Genomic DNA, 10,526 nt, shown 5'->3' with positions numbered 1-10,526 from the left:
GGAGGCTACCGCGACGGTGGGCAGCCCCATGCAGTGCATGCTCAAAGGGGTTTGCGCCCAGTGTCTGCAATGGCAGATCGACCCGGAGACGGGGCAGCGCACCAAGGCGGTGTTCTCCTGCGCGCAGCAGGATCAGCCCCTGGCCTGGGTGGACCTCGATAACCTCACCGCACGACAAAGTCAAAATCGCCTGCTGGAGTATCTATCCAGTAAATGGCTAAATATGGTGCTAACAGATAACAAAAGGCGTCAATGATTACATGAAGACATTATCAGCACTCCAAAAATATCTTTTGGTTCACATTCATGACGAAGCAAATCGTTGTCAGAGTTGTGGAATGCCGCTGCGATTTGATAAAAATAACTCACCCTCTGGCATATATTGTTCATTTTGTCATGATGGCACATCATTTATTGACAAAAACCTCACTCTACAGGAAATGAAGTGCAAGGTAAGAAAATTATTATCAGAGAGAAAAGTGAACAGATTTATCAAACTATACTTGATCATGCGCCTAAGCACGTTGAAGAGATGGAAATCTGGTTGGTATTAGAATTTCGACATTCGTGAGAACCAGCATAATGCTGGGCGCATGCCCACTGTATATTCTATCGAGAATATTTCTACAGCTTGAATTGCACCATGCAGACGCACAAAATTGAAGCGCGACGCACAGCTATAGTGCACCTGAATGGCATATGAAGCAATTCTAACTGATTACACCATCCTGTTTTTTTTGACTTTTTACAATCTCCTCAGGGATTGCGGGACTGGCACAAGGATTGCTTAGCCTGTAGGTACAGGTTCCCACATGCTGGAGGTTCACAAATGTTACGCCTATCGCTCTGTATAGTTACAGCAATCTCGGTGATTGCAGCATCGCCCGCCTTCTCTAAAACGATAACAATAAGTATTGGCTACCAATCCATGTGTACAGATACATACCCGGCTGGAACGGTGTTAAAGGGGCTGGATCTGTTGCAAAAATATCTACCCCATACAGGTAAATACGCAGGCGTTAAATATCATATAATATGGCGGGATTATGGTTCCGGGGCTCCCATAACAAATATGATGATGGCCGGCAAGCTTGATTTCGGAACGATGGGTGATTATCCATTGATAGTGAACGGTGCGAAGTTTCAACAAACATCAACAGAAAGAACCTATTTGATTACGATGACAGGGTACAATCTGGATGGCGCAGGTAATGGCATCGTCGTGCCTATTAATTCCAAAATAACCAATGTAAAAGAGTTGGAAGGAAAAACAATCTCGACTCCTGTCGGGAGTTCAGCGTGGGGAATGCTCTATGAAATGGCTGCAGACAATCACATACCATTCTCGTCTTTTCATATTGTAAACCAAAGCCCAATGGCCGGTATCGCAGCCATTACGGCAAACAAAATACCCGCGCATGCTGATTTCTGCCCAATATCAGAGGACATGGAATATAAAAAAGTTGGCAGAATGATTTACAACGGTGAGGAAACGCATGTTCCATACCTTCATGGCGCTGTAGTAACCGCATCGTTTGCCAAAAAATATCCTGAAATTGTCGTTGCGTACGATAAGGCAGTAATAGAAGCAGACCAGTGGATAACGAACAATCCATATAATGCAAGCAAAACTATCGCAAAATGGACGATGATGCCTAAAGAAGTCCTTTACCTATATTTTAGTCGCGGCGGGTACCTTACCATGGATCCGGCCATTACCCAAAAATGGGTAAAAACACTACAATATGATCACACTATTTTAGCTAAAAATGCGAGTATTCCCACTCTTAATTTTAAAGACTGGGTTAATCCTAAATATCAGGAAACAGCATATAAACAATTAGGATTAAAATACAGCGCGGCAAGTGCCGGTGCCTACAACCCTAAAAACAATATCGCCCTCCCTCCTGAAATATGGGTTCAGGGTAGTGGAATACAAAAGTATAACTCCGTAAGATCAATGCTGATAGCCGCAAAAGCAGATATTGAGTCGCATAAGAAAATTTATGCTACTTATGTGTATGACCATACAACTGGGCTTAAGTTATTTGGCAATTATGCATACTATATAAAGAACGGCAACAACTACACTGCCTACATGACGGAAGAAGGCGCAAAAAATGACGCGCACGGCACCCCCGTCTACAGCTATAAACAGATTCTTTCTGCAGTATAGCTATCCAAAAGGATGATCAAAGTAACATGGCGATACTATTCTGATTATCATCATGATGATGGTCATCGCCATAATTATTCACAAGATATGTGAGGACTATAATGATTGCTTCAGATCATGAACAGGATCATAAACCGCAGACTTTCAATGATCACGTGATGAAAACATCATCATTTTCCGTTAACTATTGGCTGGATTACATAGTCAGGTTATTTTATATTGGGAAGCATTCCGTGCGCATCTTTGTTATCCCGTTGCTGTCAATCATGGTAGGTCTTCTAGCTTGGCAGGGATTAACTCAAACTCACGCGGATATAATCCTCGACTTCTCAAATATCCCATCACCATTGCATGTCTATAAATCTTTTTTGAATGTGGTTGTTACCAAAACGTACTGGAAAGATATTTATTGGAGCCTCTACCGAATAGCTCTGGCATTCACTATAGGATCTCTTGTCGGTGTTACTGTCGGTGTCGCCTTGGGTTATAGTGCCATACTTCGCCTGATAATTGCGCCGTATATTGAGATAATGCGACCAATACCAGCCATTGCGTGGGTTCCAATGTCGATTCTTATGTGGCCCACAACAGAGCAAAGCATCGTATTTATCACTTTCCTTGGCGCGGTCTTTCCCATTGTTCTGAATACGTGGGATGGAGTAAAGCGGGTACCCATAGAATTAGTCAAGGCAGCAAGATCACTAGGTGCCAATCGTATAAGTGTATTATTTCACGTGGTAATTCCCTACGCGATTCCTAATATCACTGTTGGGATGGCACTGGGGATGGGTGCCGCATGGTTTGCTCTTCTGGCCGGGGAAATGATCAGTGGAAGATATGGGATAGGGTATTTTACATGGGAATCATATGAACTGATTCAATATGGAAATATTATTGTCGGAATGCTTACGATTGGCATTCTGAGTTCCATCACATCTGGGGCAATATATCTTATTAAACGTAAGATTGTTCCATGGTCTGAATGAGCTGCAAGCACGTAAATGAGGCTATAACTATGGAAGACATTGGACATATTGAAATTCAACATGTTTGCCTGGGATATAAATCCGGTTTGGATACCAGAACTGTCATAAAAGACCTATCTTTAACCCTTGGCGCCGGATCATTCACGTCTCTTATTGGCTCATCCGGCTGTGGGAAAAGCACCCTGTTAAATGCAATAGGTGGACACTACAAACCATTATCTGGCAGCATCCTTCTTGATGGGGTTGAAATAAAAACTCCAAGTGCTGACCTCGGCATAGTTTTTCAACAGCATACGCTTTTCCCATGGAAAACGGTTAAGGAAAATGTGCGATTTGGACCTATGCGACGGGGTGCAGGAAGGGTTGTATCAGACAAGCTTGCAGATGAATATATCGAACTTGTTGGACTTTCAGGCTATGAAAACTATTACCCTAAAATGCTTTCTGGCGGAATGCAACACCGCGCTGAAATAGCGCGTGCCCTGGCTAATAAACCTGCCGTGTTATTGATGGATGAGCCGTTTGGTGCGTTGGATGCGCAAATGAGAGTATCATTGCAAGATAGTTTGTTGTCTATATGGCAGAACACACACGTTACCATTGTATTTGTTACTCATGATGTAGATGAAGCAATTCGCCTTAGCCAACGGGTCGTTATTATATCGCAGAGATCCGGCTCAATTTCCTCAATCATAGAAACCAATAAGACTCATAATGAGTCTATAGAACGATCTGCAGAACGAACACACGAATTGAAAAGTCGCTGCCTTACACTACTGTCTGCTTAGTAAAGAAAAAACTGATCGCGATAAAAAATTTTAGTTATATCAAGAGGATTTATAGGATGAATAAAAGATTATTTTTAGCCGCCTTTTTTATGTCGACATCATATCCTGTTTTAGCCGATTCAGATACACTAACCCAATTCTTCCAGAAAAGTAAAATATATGGTCAGGTGCGATCATACTATTTTAGTCGTCTCTATGGCGCAACACATGTACCAAATCAATCTTCTTTTGCCATTGGTGGTCTACTTAATATTAAAAGTGCACCATTTCTTGGCGGTTTTGGTGTTGGTGTTAGTTTCTACACAGCCAATGATCTTGGAACTCATGGGTATTCGCCATCAACGGTTGATACCACCATGATGGGATTAACGCCATCGTTAAATGCCCTTGGCCAAGCATATGTCCAGTATGCCAAACCAGGAAAAGTACTCGTGCGGGCGGGTGATCAAATAATTAGTACCCCGTGGATGAATAATTCTGATGCACGTATTTTACCGGCTACCTATCAAGCTTTATTCGCTCAATACAGCCCGCTCCCGGATGTAAAGCTGGAAGCGTTGAGAGAGTTCCGCTGGAAAAGTCGCACGTCTCCAAATTACTACAAAGACAATCTATATTACGCTACAGGATATAGTGGTGACCCTGTTTATGGTGGTGTGCCAAAACTTCCAAATTCTGACCCACAGGCGCAGGGCACTCTAGCTTTTGGCGCCAGCACCACCGCTTTGGGTGCAAAAGCTCAGGCTTGGTATTATGATTTCTATCATTTTGCGAAAATGTTCTATAGTTCAGGGTCATACACTCTCAGAACTGCGACGGGGATTGATCCTCTTGTTGGTGTTCAGTTCGTTCGAGAGTGGGAAAATAATAGCTTGTTGAATAGCAGCCTGGGTGCACAAGGTGTTGATAACATCATAGGTAATACAGTGAATAGTAGTGCCTGGGGTATTCAGGTTGGTGCTAATTTTGACATTGCGCCTAGCATATTTGGAAAGGGCCAATTAACTTGGTCATACAATGAGATTGTTCCCCATATCGGAGCTATTGGAGGGGGTGCCATTGTCTCACCATATACCATCGGATATGCTACGGATCCGCTGTATACTACTTCGATGATTCGTGGATTAGTAGAAATGGGGCCGGGCAATGGCTGGAAGGTGAAATGGATACAGAATATTCTCCACAAGCAGTTTCTATTGATGACAGCTTTTGCACGTTATCATACATACTACAATGGCAACAGTAATGATGCTTATATGGATCTTACTTATTTTCCCGGTGGCATGCTTAAAGGATTGTCCGTTCGTGATCGAATGGAAGTTGCGAACGGAGGATTGGTGCATGATGCTCCACTCAACCCACACAACAAGACTTTTGTTTATAATAGGGTTATGCTGACTTACATGTTTTAGGTTCTCCACTGTTTTAAGTGAGCAACCCGAACTGTAGCTTCCCCCAAGACGGGGAGGGGCTAAACGGTTAATCCTGCGATACTTACTTTTACCGTTGGTCCTTTATGACACCCCAGGAATGGCAAATTGGCGAGGGCGCCCGCCATTCCCTCATTGATTAATATATATTTAATGTGGGACGGCTATACCCCGTTGTGGCGAGGTGGAAATTGGACCGCTGCAACCCGCGCCGCCACCAGGACTGCTAAAAGAGCGGCGATGGCCAGGAGTACGGGCGAATCCATGCGGTGCGCATAAAGACCGATGAACATCTCACGCAAAACAAAAACGATGCCCACTTCGGCCAGTACCCGCAAGCGGAGGCGATGAAACTCCAGATAATCTGTGAAGGTGCGGAAGAGTTCGATAAGAACAAAGGTGGAGAGAACATCAACGACAAGGCCTTGTCCGAGGCTCTCAACGAGATCGTGGACATGAGTGAAGCCCTGAACGGCCGCGGCAGCGCGCAGAGTACTCACGGCAACTGCAAAATCATAAATCAACCCAGCCAATGCACCCAGCAGGGTGAGCAACATAACAAAGATCAATGCTATAACAATGAGATCCAGAAGCCTGCCATAAAAAATCAGAGTCCTACCTCGAGCCCCGGCCACCACCTCCCGCGGCACCATCCCATTTTTTTCCTGCTGTTCTGGCATAGATTCAGTCCCTGGCCCCGGTAGGCTGGCGCAAGCAGGACCCAAAAGCACATTGCGACAGCGACGGTTTAAGTCTGAACCTTTTTTTATCAGTCGGCAAGATGAGTTCCATTACCGGGCCTAAAAACCAACTGTTACCATAGCCGGTTATCTTCTGAATTTTTAGATTGTCACGCCGACGATGCGGGGATGAAAGGTAAGAAGCCATCGGGACACTGACCAAGAAGTGATGGGCCCCCAGTTTCTAATTGGACTTAGCGAACTTGGCCATTGATGAAGGCAAAATTGCCTGCTAAGCTTATACCCGTGTCGGAAAAACCAGCGCCACATCCCTTCCGCTAGGGATTTCTTCGATTCTGGCAAAAGATTATGCTTACTCGCTGGCGGAGAGCGCTTATTGCAGTTCCTGTAACGTGCTATTACTACAGTGAATACAACCCGCATTTTAATGATAGGGAGCTTATAATGGGTATAAAAAATCCGGATGGAAAAGAAATAAAGAACGTTATTCTTGCTATAACTACCGCCCGCACCGGTTGGGGGAGGCGCTTAAAAATGATCACCTTCTTCGTTTCTTTTATTATCAGCCTGCTGATTCCTTTGGGAGTCATTGTGATCTATTTTTTATGGAAACATGGCAATAATATTCTGAATAATAATGGTGCGAGTATCCGCCTGAATTACGGTATAAGCGCCGGCGAGGAGTAGGCGGAATTGGGCGCCGGGGGTGGGAGCAGCACCATGGACGGTTGGCGTGATGGAAGAATCGCCGGTCGACGGTAATGCTGCGGGTGCCTTTCCCGAAATCGGGATGCGCCATAAGGAAAATAAGGTCCGATAAAACCAGGCGTGTAGATATTCCGCGGCGGGGTCCGCGCGGTCTGCAGGCTGTTCCGATAGTTGTTAAGGGCAGCCAGTAGATTAAGCCGGGCAATGGCCGTCTGCGCTTTGGATGCATTTGACGGGGCTCCCTCTGCTGCGGTCGGTCCCGGATTCGTCCGGGTGCTTGCCGTCGGCGGTGGCGCCGGGGGAATGGTCTGAATCTTCCGTGCACCGCGGGGCGGCTGGTTCCCGTAGCTCACCACCCCGTTCGGCGAAACCCATCGGTAAATCGTATCCCCGAACGTCAGCGGGGTTCCCAGGATGCCCCAGGCAACTGCGGTGGAGATCAGCAGGGCGCGTCCCAACAAAATCCCCACGCTCCCAAAGCCCGGCATACACCTGCTGTCATCCCCTTTCCCGCTCATCATCACTCCACGACAACCGCCGTCCCGTACGCGGTAATCTCATTCATTGCCTGCCCTTGCCCCGAGTCAAATTCACCGGAATCAAAACGCATGCCCAGCACCGCGTTGGCGCCGAGGGACCGGGCATGTTCAGCCAGATGCAGCATCGCATCATCCCGCGTTTGGGCGATCATATACCCGCACAATCCGGTAGCCGGGGCAGTCATCGATGGTCAGAATAAGGACATTGCCGGGTTCGGGCATCTCATCCGTCCTGCCTGGCGGTCATCTCCGCCTTCAACCGAGCGAGGTCGTCATCGACACCGCTGGTGACGCGGAGCTTGTCCATTTCCCGCTCCGTCTGGGTGCGATGGTCGAGAGGATCGTTGATGACACCCGACTCCAGCAGGCCATCCATGGCCTGAGCCTTGGCCTGCTCCTGCGCGGTGCGATCCTGCGCCCGGCGTAGCGCATCACCGGCGTCATCCAGGCCATGACCCAGGCCGGTCAGGGATTCGGTCACTTTCACCTGGGCCTGCGCCGCCGCCATCTGGCTTTTCATGACCTCTTTCTGGGTGTGAAACTGTTCGATGCGATCCTGGAGGGCGTGTTCATAATCCATGAGCTTCCGGGCCTGCGCGGCGACGGTGTCGTGGGCTTCCTGCAGGGCGGCAATTTTTTGCGCTTCGGCCTGCTTTTCCGCCAGCGCACTGCGCGCCAGGTCTTCGCGGTTGGCGTTGAGGGCCATGCGGGCATTGTCTTCCGCCTTGGCGGCCTGCTTCTGTGCCTGCGCGATCTGGTTCTCCAGGGATATCTGCTCCGTGACCACATCGGCAAGATGGCGCTTGCCCTCTTGCAGGCTGGTCAGCATCTTTTCATAGGAGAGGTCCAGGGTTTCGGCGGGCTCTTCGGCCCGACTGAGTAGTCTGTTGACCTTCGCTTCCAGAATATCTGCGGCGTGCTTGAAAATGGACATGCGGGGCTCCTGTAGGGCGCAGTGGTCATGGTGCAGAACCGTGTGCTTAGATATAGCACAGCCCGACATCTCCGCAACCTTTTGTATGCTTTCCTCTCGACGCTCACAAACCTGGAAGGCTGGTCAACCCTCCATAAACCCCCAACCCGCCCGCCAGAATCACCACAAACAGTACCAGCCAGAGATACGGGCCGCGCAAGCGGTGTTCGGCGGGCAGCGCCTTGATGGACAAGGCGACCAGGAAGCCCAGCACCATAGGCAGAAGCAGCGCATTCATCACCTCCACGCCGATGTCGAGGCTGACGAGATCGGGGATAGTGATCACCGCAGCGGCGCCAGCCACGATGATGGCGGTGTAAATCCCGTAAAACCAGGGCGCATCCTTGGGATGATGCTCCAGCGAGTGGCGAAAACCGGTGACTTCCCCCCAGCCCCAGGCCCCGGCAAGGGAAGCGACAATCGCGGCCACCATGCCCGCCCCAAGGATGCCCAGAGAAAACACAATGCGTCCCCAGGTGTCACCGAGGTAAGGAATAATGGCTTCCGAAAGCTGGTGCACCGTATTGAGGGGTGCGTTGGGGTTCAACCGGCCAATGGTGGCGGCCGTCGCGATCAGCACCGCCGCCATGACTGCCTGCGTAATGATGGCGCCAACGGCGGTATCCCAGCGGGCGTGGCGATAATGCTCGGGGTGCAGCCCCTTATCGGCGACGGCTGACTGCTGATAGAACACCATCCATGGCATAATGACAGCGCCGATATTGGCGGCGACCAGCATCATATAGTCATCATTGGTGATGGGCGCGTGCAGCAGGCCATTCAGCATTTCATGGATGCTCGGATGGCTGGCCCAGGCGATACCAAAAAAGACCAGTTCAAAGAGACCCATGATCAGGGCGATGCGCTCCACCCGCCGATAGGAGCCGGTCCAGACGATGGTCAACAGAGTGACCGCCGCCAGGGCAACCCCGACAGAGCGCGGCAAGCCATAGAGATTGCTGACGCCGGCCACCCCGGAAAACTCCGTCAACAGGGCGCCGGTGGTGGCGACACTGAGACCGGCGACGGAGAGATAAGCCCAGCCCTTTCCGAAAGTTTCGCTGATCAGTTCGCCGTGGCCTTTACGGGTAAAAATACCCAGACGTACCGTCAGTTCCTGCACGATATAGAGGATAGGCATGAGGATGAATTGCAGGAGCAGCAGCTTGAAGCCCCACTGCGCACCACTCTGCGCCGCGGTGATGATACTGCCGACATCGGTATCGGCGAGCATCACCACCAACCCCGGTCCCAGCACCACCAGGAAAATTTCCCAGCGAGAACGATGGGTGGGTGTGTCAATTTTATTGAAGGCGCGTGTTGACGACATGGGGAGCATCCGTTTTATATTTTACTCAAACGAGAATGATTCCTGTTTGCTTGCCCTTTGTCAAGTACCTCCTTGTCCGAAAGTACCGCCAAACGCCCTCTGCTGTTAGTCCTCTTTGTCAGGAAATGACAAGTGCGCGATCAAGCCACCCGTTTCGGCATTGGCGAAGCGGAGGATGCCGCTATGCAACGCCATGATGCGCTGGCAAATCCGCAGGCCAATGCCGGAACCATGCCCAGACTGGCGCGGCAAGGTACCACCGTTCATCGGCCCGATATCCCGTTCGGGCACGCCGGGGCCATAGTCGCGCAGACAGATTTCGGTACGGGCCGGATGGCGGATGATCCGCATATCCAAGCGTCCGCCACCGTAACGCCGGGTGTTGTCAAAAAGATTGCGGAATACTCGTTCCAGCGCCAGAGGACGGCAGTGCAGGGGTGGTAAGGCGGCATCCCCGGCAGAATGCACTAGCTGTACCTCCAGGCCGTAACGTTCCTGGGCCGTCGCGGCCATTTCGGCCACCCACTCGCGCACCTCCACCTGGGTGATTTTTTCCTGGTCTCCACTGCGCACCAGGGTCAGAAACTTGTCGATAGTCTCGTCCATTTCGCTGACATCCACCAGCATGGACGCTTTCTCGGCCAGCAGATCGTGACCCTGAAGATGCAGGGTCAGCAACATGCGCGACAGTGGGGTACGCAATTCGTGAGAAATGCCGGTGAGTAGCAGGGTGCGTTCTTCGTGCAGGCGGTGCAGATCGTTAGCCATACTGGTAATGGCCTGCTCCAGATGACGCACCTCCAGAGGCCCGCCAATAGGCTTGAGGGATTCCGGCATGTCGCCCCGGCCAATGCGCTGCGCCTCCACTGCCAGCCGGGCCAGGGGGCGGTTGATC

General features: G+C 49.9%; 13 protein-coding genes. 7 read left to right on the top strand and 6 right to left on the bottom strand.

The window, feature by feature from the left end; all coding sequences use genetic code 11:
* From HF921_RS06340 to HF921_RS06315, 6 genes are all read left to right on the top strand, one after another.
* Positions 1 to 256: hypothetical protein (locus HF921_RS06340; RefSeq protein ID WP_215893534.1), on the top strand; the 256-nt coding region annotated here is incomplete at its 5' end.
* 4 nt (positions 257 to 260) lie between these two features.
* Entirely contained in the window at positions 261 to 554 is a 294-nt protein-coding gene (locus HF921_RS13655; protein WP_215861575.1) for a zinc ribbon domain-containing protein, read from the top strand.
* A 275-nt stretch (positions 555 to 829) separates the two neighbouring features.
* Complete coding sequence (locus HF921_RS06330) at positions 830 to 2,176, top strand: ABC transporter substrate-binding protein (protein WP_215861574.1); 1,347 nt, start codon at positions 830 to 832, stop codon at positions 2,174 to 2,176.
* Positions 2,177 to 2,277: 101 nt separating this feature from the next.
* Positions 2,278 to 3,162, top strand: coding sequence for an ABC transporter permease (locus HF921_RS06325; RefSeq protein WP_081258147.1), 885 nt, complete (start codon positions 2,278 to 2,280; stop codon positions 3,160 to 3,162).
* A gap of 29 nt (positions 3,163 to 3,191) precedes the next feature.
* A complete protein-coding gene (locus HF921_RS06320; protein ID WP_081258149.1) occupies positions 3,192 to 3,950 on the top strand; it encodes an ABC transporter ATP-binding protein in 759 nt (252 codons plus the stop codon).
* A 56-nt stretch (positions 3,951 to 4,006) separates the two neighbouring features.
* The gene (locus tag HF921_RS06315) at positions 4,007 to 5,362 is read left to right on the top strand and encodes an OprD family outer membrane porin (protein WP_064219178.1); all 1,356 of its coding nucleotides are present in this window, start codon (positions 4,007 to 4,009) and stop codon (positions 5,360 to 5,362) included.
* Between the two features lie 182 nt (positions 5,363 to 5,544).
* On the opposite strand, the gene HF921_RS06310 is transcribed toward HF921_RS06315, so the two are convergent.
* Positions 5,545 to 6,060, bottom strand: a complete 516-nt coding sequence (locus HF921_RS06310) for a phosphate-starvation-inducible PsiE family protein (RefSeq protein ID WP_226817720.1) — start codon at positions 6,058 to 6,060, stop codon at positions 5,545 to 5,547.
* A 465-nt stretch (positions 6,061 to 6,525) separates the two neighbouring features.
* On the opposite strand from HF921_RS06310, the gene HF921_RS06305 reads away from it, so the two are divergent.
* Complete coding sequence (locus HF921_RS06305; protein WP_215893533.1) at positions 6,526 to 6,768, top strand: hypothetical protein; 243 nt, start codon at positions 6,526 to 6,528, stop codon at positions 6,766 to 6,768.
* Here HF921_RS06305 and HF921_RS06300 read toward each other — a convergent pair.
* From HF921_RS06300 to HF921_RS06280, 5 genes are all read right to left on the bottom strand, one after another.
* On the bottom strand, positions 6,741 to 7,277 hold the full coding sequence (locus tag HF921_RS06300) for a DUF4124 domain-containing protein (RefSeq protein WP_215893532.1): 537 nt from the start codon (positions 7,275 to 7,277) through the stop codon (positions 6,741 to 6,743). The two genes, HF921_RS06305 and HF921_RS06300, sit on opposite strands and share 28 nt — an antisense overlap.
* Positions 7,278 to 7,309: 32 nt before the next feature.
* Positions 7,310 to 7,480 (bottom strand): YbjQ family protein, encoded by a 171-nt coding sequence (locus tag HF921_RS06295; protein WP_226834368.1) that lies wholly within the window; start codon positions 7,478 to 7,480, stop codon positions 7,310 to 7,312.
* A gap of 71 nt (positions 7,481 to 7,551) precedes the next feature.
* A complete protein-coding gene (locus tag HF921_RS06290; protein ID WP_064219181.1) occupies positions 7,552 to 8,262 on the bottom strand; it encodes a PspA/IM30 family protein in 711 nt (236 codons plus the stop codon).
* A 103-nt stretch (positions 8,263 to 8,365) separates the two neighbouring features.
* Positions 8,366 to 9,631, bottom strand: a complete 1,266-nt coding sequence (locus HF921_RS06285; protein ID WP_064219182.1) for an NRAMP family divalent metal transporter — start codon at positions 9,629 to 9,631, stop codon at positions 8,366 to 8,368.
* Positions 9,632 to 9,736: 105 nt separating this feature from the next.
* A partial coding sequence (locus HF921_RS06280) for an ATP-binding protein (RefSeq protein ID WP_215893531.1) occupies positions 9,737 to 10,526 on the bottom strand: 790 nt, incomplete at its 5' end.

The organism is Acidithiobacillus ferriphilus, assembly GCF_018854775.1.
GTDB lineage: Bacteria > Pseudomonadota > Gammaproteobacteria > Acidithiobacillales > Acidithiobacillaceae > Acidithiobacillus > Acidithiobacillus ferriphilus.
This window is presented reverse-complemented; position numbering and strand designations above follow the sequence as displayed.

What these genes read in the sequence shown, in the direction of transcription:
- HF921_RS06300 (WP_215893532.1), bottom strand. Translation starts at nt 7,277, where the DNA reads ATGCCGGGCTTTGGGAGCGTGGGGATTTTGTTGGGACGCGCCCTGCTG.
- HF921_RS06325 (WP_081258147.1), top strand. Translation starts at nt 2,278, where the DNA reads ATGATTGCTTCAGATCATGAACAGGATCATAAACCGCAGACTTTCAAT.
- HF921_RS06295 (WP_226834368.1), bottom strand. Translation starts at nt 7,480, where the DNA reads ATGATCGCCCAAACGCGGGATGATGCGATGCTGCATCTGGCTGAACAT.
- HF921_RS06330 (WP_215861574.1), top strand. Translation starts at nt 830, where the DNA reads ATGTTACGCCTATCGCTCTGTATAGTTACAGCAATCTCGGTGATTGCA.
- HF921_RS13655 (WP_215861575.1), top strand. Translation starts at nt 261, where the DNA reads ATGAAGACATTATCAGCACTCCAAAAATATCTTTTGGTTCACATTCAT.
- HF921_RS06290 (WP_064219181.1), bottom strand. Translation starts at nt 8,262, where the DNA reads ATGTCCATTTTCAAGCACGCCGCAGATATTCTGGAAGCGAAGGTCAAC.
- HF921_RS06285 (WP_064219182.1), bottom strand. Translation starts at nt 9,631, where the DNA reads ATGTCGTCAACACGCGCCTTCAATAAAATTGACACACCCACCCATCGT.
- HF921_RS06320 (WP_081258149.1), top strand. Translation starts at nt 3,192, where the DNA reads ATGGAAGACATTGGACATATTGAAATTCAACATGTTTGCCTGGGATAT.
- HF921_RS06305 (WP_215893533.1), top strand. Translation starts at nt 6,526, where the DNA reads ATGGGTATAAAAAATCCGGATGGAAAAGAAATAAAGAACGTTATTCTT.
- HF921_RS06315 (WP_064219178.1), top strand. Translation starts at nt 4,007, where the DNA reads ATGAATAAAAGATTATTTTTAGCCGCCTTTTTTATGTCGACATCATAT.
- HF921_RS06310 (WP_226817720.1), bottom strand. Translation starts at nt 6,060, where the DNA reads ATGCCAGAACAGCAGGAAAAAAATGGGATGGTGCCGCGGGAGGTGGTG.